Below are 15954 nucleotides of genomic sequence, written 5' to 3'. Positions count from 1 at the left end.
CAGCGATGCGCCTCAGGCGGCGGGCCCCTGGATCATCTTCCAGCCATTGCCCGCCGGATCGCGAAACCCCGCGTCGATGCTGCCATAGCGCTCGACCGGCTCCTGGGTGAACTCCACGCCCAGCGCCTTCAGCCGGGCATGGCTGGCGCGGCAATCGGCCACCGCCAGCACCAGCGGCGGCATCGCGCCCTTGGCAACCATGGCGCGCAGCGCCTGCGCGGTGGCCTCGTCATGGACCGGCGGGCCGGGCCGGAACAGGCCCAGCTGGAACGATGGCTGGTCCGGATGCTGCACGGTCAGCCAGCGATACGGGCCGTTGCCCACGTCCGTATGGACACGAAAGCCGAGCTTGTCGACATAGAACCGCAGCGCCTCGTCCTGGTCGTCCACGTAGACGCCGACGACATTGATTCCTGCACTCATGGTTGCTCCCCTGGACACGTTGATCGGGTGATGGGCGACCCGACGCGGGCCGATCACCGCACTTTATCCTTCGCCTGGCGGCGGCGCTTCTCCAAAACTGCGATGTTCAGATCGGGGCGCAGCGCGGCCTTGACCACGCAGGCTGGCACGAGGCCCAGCCCCTCCTGGCCAGCCCGGGCGCGCACGCGCATGGCGCCGGGGCTGGCCCCCGTGATGTCGCGAAAGATGCGGCCAAAGGTGCCCAGGCTCTGCCAACCGGTGGCGTAGGCGATCTCGGTGATGGGCAGGTCGGTGTCGCGCAACAGGGCGATGGCCTGCTCGACGCGCCGCGTCAGCAGATAGCGATGCGGCGGCAGGCCGAAGGCGCGCTTGAAGCAGCGGGCGAAATAGGCAACGGACACGCCGCTGACCTCGGCCAGGCGCTCCACCGGCCAGGCCTCGTGCGAGGCGGCGTCAATGCGGTCCCGGGCGCGCAGCAGGCGGCGCAGCAGCACGGGATCCAGCAATGGTTCCTCGACAGCGGTGGCCGCACAAGACGCGCGCGCTCGCGGCATGCTAGACCTCCTCGATCACCGCCGTGGGCGCGAACGGCGTGCCCAGTCCCAGCGCGCGATAGATGCGTTCCAGGATGCGCTGGCGCCGCGTCGGCCGGCCCATGCGCCAGCGCGTGTCCAGGAACAGCAGCGGCAACGCGACGCACAGCCAGGCCACCAACAGGAAAACGAACGTCACCGCGGCCAGTTCGGGCGCCGCCTCGCGGCCCGACGGCGAGTCGGAGGAAGCCAGCACCGCCACCACCACCAGCCAGCACACCAGGAGCAGGATGGCCAGCAAAGACAGCATCGGCACGCGCTGCCTCAGGCCCACGCCCACGGGCGCGATGTCGGTGAAAGCGGCGCGGAAATAGTGATGGCAGACATAGACGCGGCCGTCCTCCAGATTGCGCAGGCCGTAAACCAGCTGGTCGGGCCCGGCGCCGGCGATCTGGCCGGCATAGGCGGCCACCTCCACCTGGTCGCCCTCGGCCAGGAACGGCAGCACGTCGCCGAAATTCTCGGCCACGTACATGATGAAGCGGCGCGTGCCGACGTGGAAACGGTAGACGCCATAGCTTGGCGTCGTGCGGGCCGATGGCCTGGCCTCGTGCGTCAAGGATGCCAGCGCGCCGCGTATCAACAGGATCTCGGGCGCCGCGTCGGTGAGCAGCGTCTCGCCCTCGTCCAACGGCTGCGCGGCGCACGCTTGCGCCGGCGGCGCGGCGTCCGGCACGGGGGTGTCCCGCAGGTCGCGGTAGAGCGCTTCGCTGCGCAGGATCGCCGCCCGGTGCCGGCGGTTGTCCCACAGGCCGTACAGCGAGAAACCCGCCAGCAGCACGGCAACCAGCGCCACCGTCAGCGCCAGCACGAGCAGCAGCACCTGCGCGAACGACGACAAGTCCAGCAGGCTGGCGCCGACCCCGGCCACTGCGGCCACGGCCAGGCTGATGCCGATGCCGCGCCATCCCCGGCGGCGCTGGTCGACGTAATAGCGCGGCGGTATGCCCCGGCCCTGCCCCGCGTTCAACCAGGAAAAATGGCGCAATCCCGGCGCTCCGCCTTCGAGCACGCCGACGCGCACCGGCGTGGCCTGTTGCTGCAACCCCCGCAGCGTGCGGATATCGGCCGGATCGTCGAAGGTGCCGTTGACCGCCACGCCGTTCACCCGTAACCACACCTGGCCGCGGACGAAAGGCACCGCGACCCGCATCGCGTCGATGCGGCCTTCGACCGTTGCGGCCACCGTGTTCGTGCGTCTGGACATGCGCGTTGACGGGCCGCAACGCGGGCGGCCGATGCTGGAAAGCGCCCAGCATACCGCAAGCCCCGGCGGGCACGGCCGAAGCCGGTGCTTTCATGGTTTTTTTGCATCAACCCAGCAATTAATTGCACTTCACAGCGTTGCCGGCGCTGACGGAAAATGGCCAGGCGATCATGCGCGAGGGGACGCCGCTTCCCGCCACCACGCCGATCCGCTCAAAAGCAAGGAACCCGATCATGAACATCGCACTGGAACGCCTGGCGCGGCAACTCGACCTGGACGCGCCCCGCAACGAAACCCTGCGCCTGGCCTTCGGCCACGCCTGTGCCCGGCGCGTCGAGCATCTGCTCGAAGACCCCCAGGCGATGGAATGCCTGGCCATCCTGGGCCGCTATCTCGAGGGCGCTTGCGGCCCCCAACAACTGGCGCAGGCCGCCGCCACGGCGTCGCGGCTGGCCAACCATCATCCGGGTTCGACCTCCATCGACGGCTGTGGCCATGCCGCCGTGTCCGCCACCTACGCCGTGGCCAGTGCGCTGGCCGGCAAGGCGCTGCGCGCGGCCGAATACGCGGCCTATGCCGCCGTCTACGGCCAGGGAGGCCATGGCGCGGTATCGGATCCGGCGTCGTTCGACATCGAACACGCCTGGCAGGCGGATTGCCTGGAGCGCTGTGCGCTGCCCGCCTGAGGGACCGCGCGGCGATGCGCGCGCCGGCCCGCGATTGTGCGATCATCGGCGGCTGCGAGCCGCTCCGCCAGCCACCGCGACACCGCGCGGGCCGGGGCCGGCCACCGAGGCCCTCATGACCAATCACTTCGAAAGCCCCTTCAAGGGCAAGCTGCTCTCCGACGACGTCACCAACAGGAACATCAAGGTCGGCCGCTACAGCTACTATTCCGGCTACTACCACGGCCACTCGTTCGACGACTGCGCGCGCTATCTCATGCCGGACCGCGACGACGTCGACCAGCTGATCATCGGCAGCTTCTGCTCCATCGGCTCGGGCGCCGCCTTCATCATGGCGGGCAACCAGGGCCACCGGTACGACTGGGCGTCATCGTTCCCGTTCTTCTACATGAGCGAAGTGCCGGCGTTCGCGCAATCGCGCGACGCATTCCAGAAAGCCGGCGACACCGTCATCGGCAACGACGTCTGGATCGGTTCCGAAGCCATGATCATGCCCGGCATCACCATCGGGCACGGCGCCGTGATCGGCAGCCGCGCCCTCGTCACCAAGGACGTGGAGCCCTACGCGATCGTGGGCGGCAACCCCGCCAAGCCGCTCAAGAAACGCTTTGCCGACGACGACATCGCCCTGCTGCTGGAAATGCAGTGGTGGGACTGGCCCGAAGACAGGCTGGCCGGCGCCATGCCATTGCTGTGCTCGGGCGATATCAAGGGCCTGCACCGCTATTGGCGCGACGGCCTCACAGCGGCCCCGCGGCCAGCATGAAACTGCCGCCGCGGATCACATGCAGCAACCTAGGACGGCTGCCGCCGTCCACTTTCCGGCGCAGGCGTCGCATGGCGATCGCGACCGCCTGGCACTTGACGTGCCGCGCGCCGGCGGCCGGCGGCTTGGCCTTCCAGACCGATTCCGCCAGCTGCCAACTGGTGAACACCGCGCCCGGGCTGCCCATCAACAGGGCCAGCAGCCCGAACTCCTTCGGCGTCAACAGCAGCGGCTGGCCATCGCGGTAGGCGCGAAAACGCAACAGGTCCAGCTCCAGGTCCGCGAATTGCAGCCTGTCGCCGGACTCGGGGATACACGTCAGCAGGACGTGAGCCATTGCGCCAGGCCCCTGCGTCGCGGGCGCGGCTATCGGCGCGCCGCGGTCTGGCGCTGCACTTCGGCCTGGTAGTCAGGCCCCGAGCGCAGGCGCACGTATTCCGAGAACGCCGCCTTGTACTCCGGGCTGTAGATGTCCGGCGTGGCCTCGCCGCGCCAGAACCGGTCCACGCCGGCGCGCTTCCACAGCGCCAGGTCGGCCAGCACTTCGGCGCGCGTGAGCGGCGCGCCATAGGGGCTGGTCAGGGCCGTGGACGGCGCCTGCTGCGCCAGCGCCGTGCCCGAAACGCCGGCCGCCAGGACCAGGACCAGTGCGGTTTTACGAAGAATCTGCATGCTTCACTCCTATGAATCGTGGGGGGTACTGCACGGGATTCATTCTAGGAAGGCGATGCGGACAGAAAGCGGATAAGGGGATTACGTTTTTGCAATGAAAAAGCGCCACGGAAACCGTGGCGCTTCGAGATGGCGAAGATATCGCGCGGTGCTTACCGCACCTTCCCTTCCTTCCAGGCTTCCAGCAGCTTCTCGTACGCCACCGTTTCGCCCTTGGGCTTTTCATTGGCCAGCTTCTTCCACGGCGCGTGCTGATCCGACAGCCATTTGTTCGGATCGCCCTTGGCGTTCAGCTTGGGCGCGCATTGCGCCATGCCGGCCCGCTCCAGCCGCGCCATCACCTGGTCCATTTCGTTGGCCAGGTTGTCCATCGCGGCCTGCGGCGTCTTTTCGCCGGTGACGGCGGTGGCGACGTTCTTCCACCACAACTGCGCCAGCTTGGGGTAATCAGGCACGTTGTTGCCGGTCGGCGTCCAGGCCACGCGCGCGGGGCTGCGGTAGAACTCGATCAGGCCGCCGTAGTTGGCCGCGTTCTTGCTGAAGTAGTCGCTGTGAATATCGCTGTCGCGGATGAAGGTCAGGCCGGTGATCGACTTCTTCAGCGACACCGACTTGGCCGTGACGAACTGGGCGTAGAGCCAGGCGGCGGCCATCTTGTCGGGGTTGGTGGACTTGAAGAAGGTCCACGAGCCCACGTCCTGGTAGCCGTTCTGCATGCCATCCTTCCAGTACGGGCCGTACGGCGACGGCGCCATGCGCCACTTGGGCGTGCCGTCCTCGTTGACCACCGGCAGGCCCTTCTTGGTCATATCGGCGGTGAAGGCCGTGTACCAGAAGATCTGCTGCGCGATCTGGCCCTGCGCCGGCACCGGGCCGGATTCCGAAAAGGTCATGCCCATGGCCTGCTGCGGCGCGTACTTCTTCATCCAGTCGACGTACTTGGTCAACGCATAGACCGCGGCCGGGCTGTTGGTGGCGCCGCCGCGCGCCACCGAGGCGCCCACCGGCGTGCACTTGTCGTCGGCCACGCGGATGCCCCACTCGTCCACCGGCATGCCGTTGGGCAGGCCCTTGTCGGCGGCGCCGGCCATCGACAGCCACGCGTCGGTGAAGCGCCAGCCCAGCGACGGATCCTTCTTGCCGTAGTCCATGTGGCCATAGACCTTCTTGCCGTCGATCTCCTTGACGTCGTTGGAGAAGAAGTCGGCGATGTCCTCGTAGGCGGACCAGTTGGTCGGCACGCCCAGCTCGTAGCCGTACTTGGCCTTGAACTTGTCCTTCAGGTCCTGGCGCGCGAACCAGTCGGCGCGGAACCAGTAGACGTTGGCGAACTGCTGGTCGGGCAACTGGTAGAGCTTGCCGTCCGGCGCGGTGGTGAACTTGGTGCCGATGAAGTCCTTCAGGTCCAGTCCCGGGTTGGTCCATTCCTTGCCGGCGCCGGCCATGTAGTCGGACAGCGGCAGGATGGCGCCGTAGCGGTAGTGGGTGCCGATCAGGTCGGAGTCGGATATCCAGCCGTCGTAGATCGACTTGCCCGACTGCATCGAGGTCTGCAGCTTCTCGACCACGTCGCCTTCCTGGATCAGGTCGTGGTTGACCTTGATGCCGGTGATCTCGGTGAAGGCCTTGGCCAGCACCTTGGACTCGTACTCGTGGGTGGTGATGGTTTCCGACACCACGTTGATTTCATTGACGCCCTTGGCCTTGAGCTTGGCGGCGGCCTCGATGAACCACTTCATCTCGGCCATCTGCTGGTCCTTGGACAGGGTCGACGGCTGGAATTCCGAATCGACCCACTTCTTCGCTTCCGGCTCGCCAGCCCAGGCTCCTGACGTCCCGATCAGGGCGATGGCGGCCGCCATGGCGTGCATGCGCAATTTCATGACCTGTCTCCTCGATAGGTCTTCCCCTGTGGTGCTGCGGACTTCTGGCCGGGGAAGACATTGGCCGATCGTCCTTCCAAACCGCTGATATCGCGCGGGGTCTGACGCCCCTTCAGCCTTTTCTCATGATGAAAGCCAGCAGCAGCATGGACAGCACGAAGCTGATCCACACCGATGGCGGCTCATCCAGCGAAAACCATTCCACCGCCTTCTGCCCGAGCCCCAGGAACGCCAGGTTGAGCCAGGCCGCGGCCATCAGGCCGATGAAGAGGCGGTCGCCGCGGGTCGTGCGCAACGGCAGGAAGCCCTTGCGCTCGACCGTGGGCGATTTCAGTTCCCAGATCGTCATGCCGACCAGCATCAGCACGATGCAGGAGAAGAACACGGCGACGGGGGTGGTCCATACCATCCAGCTGAACATGTAGCCCCTCCCCCCTCAGACCCGGCCCATCGCGAAGCCCTTCGCGATGTAGTGCCGCACGAACCAGATGACGATGCCGCCGGGCACGATGGTCAGCACCCCGGCCGCCGCCAGCACGCCCCAGTCCATGCCCGAGGCCGAGACCGTGCGCGTCATGGTGGCGACGATGGGCTTGGCGTTCACCGAAGTCAGCGTGCGCGCCAGCAGCAGCTCGACCCAACTGAACATGAAGCAGAAGAACGCCGCCACGCCCACGCCCGACTTGATCAGCGGCAGGAAGATCGTCAGGAAGAAGCGCGGGAACGAATAGCCGTCCACGTAGGCGGTCTCGTCGATCTCGCGCGGCACGCCGGACATGAAGCCCTCCAGGATCCACACCGCCAGCGGCACGTTGAACACCAGGTGCGCCAGCGCCACCGCCAGGTGCGTGTCCATCAGCCCGAACGAGCTGTACAACTGGAAGAACGGCAGCAGGAACACCGCCGGCGGCGTCATGCGGTTGGTCAGCAGCCAGAAGAACACGTGCTTGTCGCCGATGAAGCGGTAGCGCGAGAACGCGTAGGCCGCCGGCAGCGCCACGGCCAGCGAGATGACCGTGTTGATGACCACGTAGATCAGCGAGTTGATGTAGCCCGAATACCAGGCCGGATCGGTGAAGATGGTGCGGTAGTGCTCCAGCGTGAAATCGCGCGGCCACAGCGTCAGGGTGCTGACGATCTCGGTATTGGTCTTGAACGACATGTTCAGCATCCAGTACAGCGGCAGGATGGCGAACACCAGGTACAGCGCCAGGAAGGCGCCGCGCCACCAGGTCGATTGCTCACGCATTGGCGCGCTCCTCGTCGAAACCGCCGGTGGTGCCGGCGCGCTGCATCCAGTTGTACAGAATGAAGCAGAGCAGCAGGATGATCAGGAAGTAGATGATCGAGAACGCCGCCGCCGGGCCCAGGTCGAACTGGCCCACGGCCTTCTGCGTCAGGTACTGCGACAGGAAGGTGGTGGCGTTGCCGGGCCCGCCGCCGGTCAGCACGAACGGTTCGGTGTAAATCATGAAGCTGTCCATGAAGCGCAGCAGCACCGCGATCATCAGCACGCCGCGCATCTTGGGCAGCTGGATGTAGCGGAACACCGCCAGGCGCGAGGCGCCATCGATGCGCGCGGCCTGGTAATAAGCGTCGGGAATCGCGCGCAGGCCGGCATAGCACAGCAGCGCCACCAGCGGCGTCCAGTGCCAGACGTCCATCACCAGCACCGTGACCCAGGCGTCCAGGTCGTTGCCGGTGTAGTTGTAGTCCACCCCCAGCCACGACAGCGTCGCCCCCAGCAGGCCGATGTCAGTGCGCCCGAACACCTGCCAGATGGTGCCCACCACGTTCCACGGGATCAGCAGCGACAGCGCGATGATGACCAGCACCGCCGAGGCGCGCCATCCGCTGGCCGGCATCGACAGCGCCAGCAGGATGCCCAGCGGGATCTCGATGGCCAGCACCGCCAGCGAGAAGCCGATCTGGCGCAGTAGCGCGCCGTGCAGTTCCTCGTCCTGCAGCACCGCGGCGAACCATTCAGTGCCGACGAACACGCGGCGCTCGGGCGAGATGATGTCCTGCACCGAGTAGTTGACGATGGTCATCAGCGGCAGGATGGCCGAGAACGCCACGCACAGCACCACGGGCAGCACCAGGAACCAGGCCCGGTGATCGATCGGTTTCATCGGATCAGCTCCTCGTCGCGGTAGAAGCAGGTGTGCGTATTGAGTACCGACAGCCACACCGTGGCGCCGGGCGCGATCGCGGCGGCGTCGGTGCCCAGCCGGGCGCGCAGCGGCGTGCCTTCGAAGTCGGCCAGCAGCAAGGTATAGGTGCCCACGTCCTGCACCCGTTGGACCGTGGCCGGGATGGCGCCGGGCGCCCCGGCATCGGCCAGGCGCAGGTATTCCGGGCGCACGCCCAGCTTGACCGGGCCGGCGTCGGCCAGCCTGGCCGCCATCGCATCCGGCACGCCGTCGACGCGGCGCTGCCCCACCATCAGGCCGCCGTCGCGCCATTGCGCCGGCAGGAAGTTCATGCCGGGCGAGCCGATGAAATGGCCGACGAAGGTGTGCGCCGGCCGCTCGAACAGGTCGTCGGCGCTGCCCACCTGCACCGCGCGGCCGCGCGCCATCACCATCACCTGGTCGGCGAAGGTCAGCGCCTCGGTCTGGTCGTGCGTGACGTAGATCAGCGTCAGCTTGAACTCGTGGTGGATTTCCTTGAGCTTGCGGCGCAGCTCCCACTTCAGTTGCGGGTCGATCACGGTCAGCGGTTCGTCGAACAGCACCGCCGACACGTCGTTGCGCACCAGGCCGCGCCCCAGCGAGATCTTCTGCTTGGCGTCGGCCGTCAGGCCGCTGGCGCGGCGGTCCAGCACCTGCGACATCTCCAGCATCTCGGCGATGCGGCCGACGCGCTCGCGGATCTGCTTGGGCGGCACGCCGCGGTTGCGCAGCGGAAACGCCAGGTTCTCGGCCACGGTCATGGTGTCGTACACCACCGGGAACTGGAACACCTGGGCGATGTTGCGCGCCTGCGGCGTCTTTTTGGTGACGTCCCGGCCGTCGAACAGGATGCGCCCATGCGAAGGCCGCAACAGGCCCGAAACGCAATTGAGCAAGGTGGTCTTGCCGCAGCCCGAGGGCCCCAGCAAGGCGTAGGCGCCGCCGTCGCGGAAGGTGAACTGCAGCGGCAGCAGCGCGTAGTCCTCGTCGGCCTGCGGATGGGCGACGTAGGAATGCGACAGGTCCAGCTCGATCTGCGCCATCAGGCGATCCCCCCGCTGGCGTGAGGCCGCGCGGGCGCGGCCAGCAAGGCGCCGTCGCCGCCGAAGGCGTAGGTCTGGGCCGGATCGAAGTACAGCGTCAGGCGCTGCTCCAGCGTGTAGCGGTGCACGCCCGGCAATTGCGCGACCACGTCGCCGGCCGCCGTCTCGGCGTGCACGAAAGTGTCGGACCCGGAGATTTCGGCCAGCTTGACCACGCCGTCCAGGCCGATGTGGCCGGGGCGCGGCGCGATGTCCAGCGCCCCGGCGCGCAGGCCGGCGGTGAGCCCGGCGCCGTCGCCCGGGGGCAGTTGCCGCGAGACCGTGACGCCGCCCTGCAACGTGAAGCCGCTGGCCCCGCGCCGGGCGCTGAACAGGTTCATGGGCGGGTCGCTGAACGCGCGCGCCACGCGGATCGAATTGGGCCGGTGGAAGACCTCGGCGGTCGGGCCGTATTGCAGCAGTTCGCCTGCATCCAGCACCGCGGTGTGGCCGCCCAGCAGCAGCGCTTCGCCGGGTTCGGTGGTGGCGTAGACCACGGTCGAGCGGCCTTCGGCGAACAGCGCCGACAGCTCGTCGCGCAACTCCTCGCGCAGCTTGTAGTCCAGGTTGACCAGCGGCTCGTCCAGCAGGATCAGCGGCGCGTCCTTGACCAGCGCGCGCGCCAGGGCCACCCGCTGCTGCTGGCCGCCGGACAGTTCGGCGGGCAGGCGTTCCAGCAGGTGGTCGATGTGCAGGCGCGCGGCCATGGCGCGCACCTTGTCGGCGATGCCGCTGGCGCCGCGCAGCTTGAGCGGCGAGGCAATGTTGTCGAACACCGTCATGGACGGATAGTTGATGAATTGCTGGTACACCATGGCGACGTTGCGCTGGCGCACCGGCACGCCGGTCACGTCGGCGCCGTCCACCAGCACCCGGCCTTCGGTGGGCCGGTCGAGCCCGGCCATGATGCGCATCAGCGATGTCTTGCCTGCCAGGGTCACCCCCAGCAATACGGTCATGGCGCCCGGCACCGGGGCCAGGCTCATCGGATACAGGTGCGTCTGCGAGCCGGCTCGCAAACCTATCCTGTCCAGGGTCAGCTGCATCTGGTCTCCTCCACCTCTAATACGTCCCCGGTTTTCAGACCGGACTTCGGTACCTCGGTACAGCGGCCCTCGCGGCGCGCGGGAACGCGCCGGCCAGGGGTCTTCTTTCAGATCGCTTTCGTTTTTTGTGCGTTTTACCGAAGAAGCGAACAAAAAACAATCTTGCAGTGCGTCATTATTTTTCGCTTTTGTTGTTTTATGATGCGAACGTGACACTCACTATGCGAACATGACACTCAATCCCCGACAAAGCGCCTTGATCGAAATGGTGCGGGCCCAGGGCTCGGCCACCATCGAGGAACTGGCCAAACGTTTCGACGTCACGCTGCAGACCGTGCGGCGCGACGTCAACATCCTGTCCGAAGCCGGCCTGCTGTCGCGCTTCCATGGCGGCGTGCGCATCGAGGCCTCGACCATCGAGAACATCGCCTACCGCAAGCGCCAGGGACTGCACGCGGCCGGCAAGCAACGCATCGCCGAGGCCGTGGCGCGCGCCGTGCCCGACGGCTGCTCGCTGATCCTGAACATCGGCACCACCACCGAGGCCATCGCCCGCGCCCTGCTGCGCCATCGCGGCCTGCGCGTCATCACCAACAACCTGCACGTGGCCGACATTCTTTCCGACAACCCGGATTGCGAGGTCATCGTCGCCGGCGGCGTGGTGCGCTCGCGCGACCGCGGCATCGTCGGCGAGGCCACCATGGATTTCATCCGCCAGTTCAAGGTCGACATCGGCCTGATCGGCATTTCCGGCATCGAGGCCGACGGCACCCTGCGCGACTACGACTTCCGCGAAGTGCGCGTGGCCCGCACCATCATCGAACAGTCGCGCGAAGTGTGGCTGGCCGCCGACAGCAGCAAATTCAAGCGCCAGGCCATGGTGGAACTGGCGCACATCTCGCAGATCGACCGCTTTTTCACCGACGCGCATCCGCAGGAACCGCTGGCGCAAGTGCTGCTGGACGCCGGCGTGCGCTGCGAGGTGGCCGCCGCGCCGAACGCGGCCAAGGTACCCGCCTGACCGGCTTGACCCGGCCCGGCGGCACGGCGCTGGCGCCGCGCCCGGCCGGCACCAACAGAAACGAACAACGCACCGAACCCTAGCGGCCCCGCCGCCCAAGCATATGAACCAACCGCTCGCCACCGTCACCCCGCCCGACCGCAACCGCCTGCTGGCGCAACTGGACAACACGCCTGCCTGGGACGTGATCGTCATCGGCGGCGGCGCGACCGGCCTGGGCACCGCCGTCGACGCCGCCAGCCGCGGCTACCGCACGCTGCTGATCGAGGCCGCCGACTTCGCCAAGGGCACCTCCAGCAAGGCCACCAAGCTGGTGCACGGCGGCGTGCGCTACCTGGCGCAAGGCAACATCAGCCTGGTGCGCGAGGCGCTGCACGAACGCGGCCTGCTCAACCGCAACGCGCCGCACCTGGTGTGGCCGCTGGGCTTCGTGGTGCCGGCCTACAACCTGCTGGACCAGCCGTTCTACGGCGTGGGCCTGAAGATGTACGACATGCTGGCCGGCAAGCTCAACCTGTCGCCCAGCCGCTGGCTGTCGCGCCGCGAGACGCTGGCCAACGCGCCGACGCTGGCCGAAAACGTCAACGGCCGCGGCCTGAAGGGCGGCGTGCTGTACTACGACGGCCAGTTCGACGACGCGCGCCTGGCGCTGAGCCTGATGCGCACCCTGTTCGACCTGGGCGGCACGGCGGTCAACTACGTGCGCGCCACCGGCCTGACCACCACCGGCGGCAAGGTCGACGGCGTCACCGCCGAGGACGCGCTGGGCGGCGCCAGCTTCACGCTGCGCGCGCGCTGCGTGATCAACGCCACCGGCGTCTGGGTCGACAGCGTGCGCCGCATGGAAGACAAGAACGCGCCCACCATGGTGGCGCCCAGCCAGGGCGTGCACCTGACGCTGCCGCACGACTTCCTGCCCGGCAAGCGCGCCATCCTGATCCCCAAGACCGACGACGGCCGCGTGCTGTTCGTGGTGCCGTGGAACGGCCACACCATCGTCGGCACCACCGATTCGCCGCGCAACGACCTGCCGCTGGACCCGGAAGCCGGCGCCGAGGACGTCGACTTCATCCTGAACACCGCCGCGCGCTATCTCAGCCGCAAGCCGACCCGCGACGACGTCACCAGCGTCTGGGCGGGCCTGCGGCCGCTGGTCAAGGCCACCGGCGACGCCTCCACCAAGTCGCTGTCGCGCGAGCACACCATCCTGGTGTCGCAGGCGGGGTTGGTGACGGTCACGGGCGGCAAGTGGACCACCTATCGCCGCATGGCGCAGGACGTGGTCGACACCGCCATCCAGCACCAGTTGCTGACGCAGGCCAGCTGCCGCACCGAGTCGCTGGCGCTGCATGGCGCCAACGGCCTGGCGCCGTCGCAGGAACACGCCGGCACGCCGGACAGTTACTACGGCAGCGACCTGGCCACGCTCAAGGCCCTGCCCGGCGCCGAACGCATGCTGGTCAGGAGCAGCGGCCTGTCGGAAGCGCATGTGCGTTTCGCCGCGCGCTTCGAACTGGCGCGCAGCGCCGAGGACGTGCTGGCGCGCCGCAACCGCGCGCTGTTCCTGGACGCCGAGGCGGCCATGCTGGCCGCGCCCGAAGTGGCGCGCATCCTGGCCGAGGAACTGGGCCACGACGCCGCCTGGCAGCAGCGCACGCTGCAGGAACTGGCCGGCGTGGCGGCGCACTATCGGCTGAAATGACACGGCTGAAATGACGCGCTGGCGCCGCGCGGCCCGCCCGGGCGCTGCTTGCATCCAGGTCCGCCAACCCGACAACGCCGCGCCGCAATGCGCGGCGTTGCCGCATTGCGCTACGGCACGCGCAGCGGGCTGTGCTGGATCATGTTTTCGAACACGCGCAGCAGGTCGGGATCGCACTTGGCTCCGGCCTCCAGGTTGAGGATGCGCATGATCTCGGCGTGGGTGCGCGCGGGATGGTAGGGCCGCGCGTCGCCGAGCGCATCGTAGGAGTCGGCCAGCGAAATGATGCGCGCGGACAGCGGGATGGCGTGCCCGGCCAGTCCGTCGGGATAGCCCGACCCATCGAAGTGTTCGTGGTGGTGGCGCACCGCCTGCGCGATCCGCTCGCGTTGCGGCATGTCGCTATGCAGGATGATGTCGGCCCCCACGGCCGCATGGGCCTTCATGATTTCCCAATCTTCCTTTTCGAGCCGCCGGGGCGAGAACAGCACGCGGTCCGGCGTGCCGATCTTGCCGACGTCGTGCAGCCGCGCGGCCACGGCCACCATGTCTTGTTCATCTTGGTTCAGGTCGCAGGCGCGGGCCAGCGCCACGCTCAGGGCGACGACGCGGTGGCAATGGCGGCCTGTGGCGGCGTCTCGGGCCTGCATCGCGGCAAACAGCGCGGCTTCGCAGGAGCCTGCGGCACGCGTGGCCGCCGCGCTGGGGGGTACATCTGGAGGCATCGGTCTTGGCGCGCGCGGTTGCAGCGGAACCGCGCGTCTGTGTCAGAAAGTATCGATTCTGACACAAGCACGTACCGTTCCGGCGCTGCGCGCCCTGCCCACGTATCGACCCGCGGATTCATCCGCGGATTCACCCCCGCCGTCGCCCCGCGCCTTGGGCTCAGGCCTTCAGGCGTTCCAGCAGCGCCTGCGCGACGCCGACCGACGAAGCCGGATTCTGCCCGGTGATGAGCAGCCCATCCGAGACGATGTGCGGCTGCCAATCCGCCCCCTTGCTGTACAGACCGCCCAACATCGCCAGTTCATCCTCGACCAGGAAAGGCACCACGGCGGTCAATTGCACCGCCGCCTCTTCCGTGTTGGAAAAACCCGTGACCTGGCGGCCCTGCACCAACGGCTTGCCATCGGCGGTCTTGGCATGGCGCAGCACGCCCGGCGCGTGGCACACCGCCGCCACCGGCTTGCCGGCCGCGAGCATGGTTTCGATCAGCGACACGGACCGGGCGTCTTCGGCCAGGTCCCACAGCGGACCGTGGCCGCCGGGATAGAACACGGCGTCGTAGTCGGCCGCCTGCACCTCGGCCAGGCGGCGCGTGTTCGCCAGGCGGCGCTGCGCCTCGGCGTCCTGGCGGAAGCGGCGCGTGTCGTCGGTCTGGGCGTCCGGGTCGTCGCTCTTGGGATCGAGCGGCGGCTGGCCGCCCTGCGGCGAGGCCAGCGTCAGCGTGGCCCCCGCGTCCAGGAAAGCGTAGTACGGGGCCGCGAATTCCTCCAGCCAGAAGCCGGTCTTGCGGCCGGTGTCGCCCAGCGTGTCGTGGGAAGTCAGCACGATCAGGATATTCATGTTGCGCTCCTCATGTTGCGTTCCTATTCATCCGGGCCGACGCGCACGATGCGCTTGCCGGCATTCTCGCCCTTGAGCAGCCCCATCAGGCCCCGCGGCGCGTTTTCCAGGCCATCGACCACGTCTTCGCGATACTTGATGCGCCCGTCGCGCAGCAGCTCCTGCATGGCCCCGCGGAATTCACCGAAGCGCGGCGCGTATTCGTTGAAGATGATGAAGCCCTGCATCTTGATGCGCTTGGTCAGGATGGTGCGCATCAACAGCGGCAGGCGATCGGGGCCCTCGGGCAGGCTGGTGGCGTTGTAGGCCGAGATCAGGCCGCAGACCGGCACCCGCGCGCGCGGATTGAGCAGCGGCAGCACCGCGTCGAACACCGCGCCGCCAACGTTCTCGAAATACACGTCGATGCCTTGCGGCACGGCCTTGGCCAGCAGATTGGCCATGGCCGGATCCTTGTGGTCGATGCAGGCGTCAAAGCCCAGTTCCTCGACCACGTAGCGGCACTTGTCGGGGCCGCCGGCGATGCCGACCGCCTTGCAGCCGTGGATCTTGGCCAACTGGCCCACCACCGCACCCACCGCGCCGCTGGCGGCGGCCACCACCACGGTCTCGCCGGCCTTGGGCTGGCCGATGTCCAGCAGGCCCATGTAGCCGGTGAAGCCCGGCATGCCCAGCACGCCCAGCGAATACGACGGGTGTTCGGGCGCCGGCCCCAGCTTGAGCAGGCCGCTGCCGTCGGACACGGCGTAGTCCTGCCAGCCGGACTGGGACAGCACCCACTCGCCCACCGGATAGTCGGCGTGGCGCGAGGCCACCACCCGGGCCACGGTGCCGCCCACCATGGGCTGGCCGACCTGCACCGGCTCGGCGTACGAGGGCGCGTCGCTCATGCGTCCGCGCATATAGGGATCGAGGGAAAGATAGACCGTGCGCAGCAACAGCTGGCCCGGGCCGGGTTCGGGCACCGCGCCGGTTTCCAGGCGGAAATCGCTGTCGGCGGGTTCGCCGCGTGGCCGCGAGGCCAGGACGATGCGGCGGTTGAGGGAGGACGATTGCGGCATGGCGTGCTGACTCCTTCTGTTCCGATCTGGCCATTACACCACCCCTGTCCGGTCGCCTGCCCGCCGACCCTG

18 protein-coding genes are annotated in these 15954 nt (G+C 67.9%); 4 read left to right on the top strand and 14 right to left on the bottom strand.

Annotated features, from left to right (window positions below; translation table 11 throughout):
• Window positions 1-12 precede the first annotated feature (12 nt).
• The 3 genes from DK459_RS24710 to DK459_RS24700 are packed head-to-tail and all read right to left on the bottom strand — an operon-like array spanning window position 13 to window position 2223.
• The gene (locus tag DK459_RS24710; protein WP_035181830.1) at window positions 13-423 is read right to left on the bottom strand and encodes a VOC family protein; all 411 of its coding nucleotides are present in this window, start codon (window positions 421-423) and stop codon (window positions 13-15) included.
• A 53-nt stretch (window positions 424-476) separates the two neighbouring features.
• The gene (locus DK459_RS24705) at window positions 477-977 is read right to left on the bottom strand and encodes a helix-turn-helix transcriptional regulator (protein ID WP_006385287.1); all 501 of its coding nucleotides are present in this window, start codon (window positions 975-977) and stop codon (window positions 477-479) included.
• A 1-nt stretch (window position 978) separates the two neighbouring features.
• On the bottom strand, window positions 979-2223 hold the full coding sequence (locus DK459_RS24700; RefSeq protein ID WP_070541292.1) for a hypothetical protein: 1245 nt from the start codon (window positions 2221-2223) through the stop codon (window positions 979-981).
• A gap of 233 nt (window positions 2224-2456) precedes the next feature.
• Here DK459_RS24700 and DK459_RS24695 point away from each other — a divergent pair, with 233 nt between their 5' ends.
• Together DK459_RS24695 and catB are read left to right on the top strand one after the other, a co-directional pair.
• Complete coding sequence (locus DK459_RS24695; RefSeq protein ID WP_054472193.1) at window positions 2457-2909, top strand: hypothetical protein; 453 nt, start codon at window positions 2457-2459, stop codon at window positions 2907-2909.
• 115 nt (window positions 2910-3024) lie between these two features.
• A complete protein-coding gene (gene catB / locus DK459_RS24690; RefSeq protein ID WP_054484444.1) occupies window positions 3025-3675 on the top strand; it encodes a type B chloramphenicol O-acetyltransferase in 651 nt (216 codons plus the stop codon).
• Here the strand turns inward: catB and DK459_RS24685 are convergent.
• From DK459_RS24685 to DK459_RS24650, 8 genes are all read right to left on the bottom strand, one after another.
• A complete protein-coding gene (locus DK459_RS24685) occupies window positions 3650-4012 on the bottom strand; it encodes a winged helix-turn-helix domain-containing protein (protein ID WP_020927433.1) in 363 nt (120 codons plus the stop codon). The genes catB and DK459_RS24685 overlap by 26 nt on opposite strands.
• Window positions 4013-4041: 29 nt before the next feature.
• Window positions 4042-4347 carry a DUF4148 domain-containing protein gene (locus DK459_RS24680; RefSeq protein ID WP_006385282.1) on the bottom strand — a complete coding sequence of 102 codons (306 nt, stop codon included), beginning with the start codon at window positions 4345-4347 and terminating at the stop codon, window positions 4042-4044.
• A 152-nt stretch (window positions 4348-4499) separates the two neighbouring features.
• Window positions 4500-6230 carry an ABC transporter substrate-binding protein gene (locus DK459_RS24675; protein WP_006385281.1) on the bottom strand — a complete coding sequence of 577 codons (1731 nt, stop codon included), beginning with the start codon at window positions 6228-6230 and terminating at the stop codon, window positions 4500-4502.
• A 112-nt stretch (window positions 6231-6342) separates the two neighbouring features.
• Window positions 6343-6651: a DUF2160 domain-containing protein gene (locus DK459_RS24670; RefSeq protein ID WP_054447643.1), complete on the bottom strand. Its 309-nt coding sequence runs from the start codon at window positions 6649-6651 to the stop codon at window positions 6343-6345.
• Window positions 6652-6666: 15 nt separating this feature from the next.
• On the bottom strand, window positions 6667-7479 hold the full coding sequence (locus tag DK459_RS24665; RefSeq protein WP_006385279.1) for a carbohydrate ABC transporter permease: 813 nt from the start codon (window positions 7477-7479) through the stop codon (window positions 6667-6669).
• Window positions 7472-8362, bottom strand: coding sequence for a carbohydrate ABC transporter permease (locus DK459_RS24660; protein ID WP_006385278.1), 891 nt, complete (start codon window positions 8360-8362; stop codon window positions 7472-7474). Before DK459_RS24660 ends, DK459_RS24665 begins: the two co-directional genes overlap by 8 nt.
• The gene (locus DK459_RS24655) at window positions 8359-9447 is read right to left on the bottom strand and encodes an ABC transporter ATP-binding protein (RefSeq protein ID WP_006385277.1); all 1089 of its coding nucleotides are present in this window, start codon (window positions 9445-9447) and stop codon (window positions 8359-8361) included. Before DK459_RS24655 ends, DK459_RS24660 begins: the two co-directional genes overlap by 4 nt.
• Complete coding sequence (locus DK459_RS24650; RefSeq protein WP_020927430.1) at window positions 9447-10532, bottom strand: ABC transporter ATP-binding protein; 1086 nt, start codon at window positions 10530-10532, stop codon at window positions 9447-9449. The genes DK459_RS24655 and DK459_RS24650 overlap by 1 nt, the downstream gene beginning before the upstream one ends.
• 229 nt (window positions 10533-10761) lie before the next feature.
• Here DK459_RS24650 and DK459_RS24645 point away from each other — a divergent pair, with 229 nt between their 5' ends.
• Together DK459_RS24645 and DK459_RS24640 are read left to right on the top strand one after the other, a co-directional pair.
• A complete protein-coding gene (locus DK459_RS24645) occupies window positions 10762-11553 on the top strand; it encodes a DeoR/GlpR family DNA-binding transcription regulator (protein ID WP_006385275.1) in 792 nt (263 codons plus the stop codon).
• A 103-nt stretch (window positions 11554-11656) separates the two neighbouring features.
• Window positions 11657-13255: a glycerol-3-phosphate dehydrogenase/oxidase gene (locus DK459_RS24640; RefSeq protein ID WP_006385274.1), complete on the top strand. Its 1599-nt coding sequence runs from the start codon at window positions 11657-11659 to the stop codon at window positions 13253-13255.
• A 110-nt stretch (window positions 13256-13365) separates the two neighbouring features.
• Here DK459_RS24640 and DK459_RS24635 read toward each other — a convergent pair whose 3' ends face one another.
• From DK459_RS24635 to DK459_RS24625, 3 genes are all read right to left on the bottom strand, one after another.
• Complete coding sequence (locus tag DK459_RS24635) at window positions 13366-13980, bottom strand: HD-GYP domain-containing protein (RefSeq protein ID WP_006385273.1); 615 nt, start codon at window positions 13978-13980, stop codon at window positions 13366-13368.
• Window positions 13981-14140: 160 nt separating this feature from the next.
• Window positions 14141-14821: a type 1 glutamine amidotransferase domain-containing protein gene (locus DK459_RS24630; RefSeq protein ID WP_006385272.1), complete on the bottom strand. Its 681-nt coding sequence runs from the start codon at window positions 14819-14821 to the stop codon at window positions 14141-14143.
• Between the two features lie 23 nt (window positions 14822-14844).
• Entirely contained in the window at window positions 14845-15882 is a 1038-nt protein-coding gene (locus DK459_RS24625) for an NADP-dependent oxidoreductase (protein WP_054443463.1), read from the bottom strand.
• Window positions 15883-15954 lie beyond the last annotated feature (72 nt).

This window comes from Achromobacter sp. RW408, from assembly GCF_003184165.1.
GTDB classification, from domain to species: domain Bacteria; phylum Pseudomonadota; class Gammaproteobacteria; order Burkholderiales; family Burkholderiaceae_B; genus Achromobacter; species Achromobacter xylosoxidans.
This window is presented reverse-complemented; position numbering and strand designations above follow the sequence as displayed.

What these genes read in the sequence shown, in the direction of transcription:
- DK459_RS24710 (WP_035181830.1), bottom strand. Translation starts at nt 423, where the DNA reads ATGAGTGCAGGAATCAATGTCGTCGGCGTCTACGTGGACGACCAGGAC.
- DK459_RS24650 (WP_020927430.1), bottom strand. Translation starts at nt 10,532, where the DNA reads ATGCAGCTGACCCTGGACAGGATAGGTTTGCGAGCCGGCTCGCAGACG.
- DK459_RS24675 (WP_006385281.1), bottom strand. Translation starts at nt 6,230, where the DNA reads ATGAAATTGCGCATGCACGCCATGGCGGCCGCCATCGCCCTGATCGGG.
- DK459_RS24665 (WP_006385279.1), bottom strand. Translation starts at nt 7,479, where the DNA reads ATGCGTGAGCAATCGACCTGGTGGCGCGGCGCCTTCCTGGCGCTGTAC.
- DK459_RS24660 (WP_006385278.1), bottom strand. Translation starts at nt 8,362, where the DNA reads ATGAAACCGATCGATCACCGGGCCTGGTTCCTGGTGCTGCCCGTGGTG.
- DK459_RS24695 (WP_054472193.1), top strand. Translation starts at nt 2,457, where the DNA reads ATGAACATCGCACTGGAACGCCTGGCGCGGCAACTCGACCTGGACGCG.
- DK459_RS24685 (WP_020927433.1), bottom strand. Translation starts at nt 4,012, where the DNA reads ATGGCTCACGTCCTGCTGACGTGTATCCCCGAGTCCGGCGACAGGCTG.
- DK459_RS24655 (WP_006385277.1), bottom strand. Translation starts at nt 9,447, where the DNA reads ATGGCGCAGATCGAGCTGGACCTGTCGCATTCCTACGTCGCCCATCCG.
- DK459_RS24680 (WP_006385282.1), bottom strand. Translation starts at nt 4,347, where the DNA reads ATGCAGATTCTTCGTAAAACCGCACTGGTCCTGGTCCTGGCGGCCGGC.
- DK459_RS24630 (WP_006385272.1), bottom strand. Translation starts at nt 14,821, where the DNA reads ATGAATATCCTGATCGTGCTGACTTCCCACGACACGCTGGGCGACACC.
- DK459_RS24705 (WP_006385287.1), bottom strand. Translation starts at nt 977, where the DNA reads ATGCCGCGAGCGCGCGCGTCTTGTGCGGCCACCGCTGTCGAGGAACCA.
- DK459_RS24645 (WP_006385275.1), top strand. Translation starts at nt 10,762, where the DNA reads ATGACACTCAATCCCCGACAAAGCGCCTTGATCGAAATGGTGCGGGCC.
- DK459_RS24640 (WP_006385274.1), top strand. Translation starts at nt 11,657, where the DNA reads ATGAACCAACCGCTCGCCACCGTCACCCCGCCCGACCGCAACCGCCTG.
- DK459_RS24635 (WP_006385273.1), bottom strand. Translation starts at nt 13,980, where the DNA reads ATGCCTCCAGATGTACCCCCCAGCGCGGCGGCCACGCGTGCCGCAGGC.
- DK459_RS24625 (WP_054443463.1), bottom strand. Translation starts at nt 15,882, where the DNA reads ATGCCGCAATCGTCCTCCCTCAACCGCCGCATCGTCCTGGCCTCGCGG.
- catB (WP_054484444.1), top strand. Translation starts at nt 3,025, where the DNA reads ATGACCAATCACTTCGAAAGCCCCTTCAAGGGCAAGCTGCTCTCCGAC.
- DK459_RS24700 (WP_070541292.1), bottom strand. Translation starts at nt 2,223, where the DNA reads ATGTCCAGACGCACGAACACGGTGGCCGCAACGGTCGAAGGCCGCATC.
- DK459_RS24670 (WP_054447643.1), bottom strand. Translation starts at nt 6,651, where the DNA reads ATGTTCAGCTGGATGGTATGGACCACCCCCGTCGCCGTGTTCTTCTCC.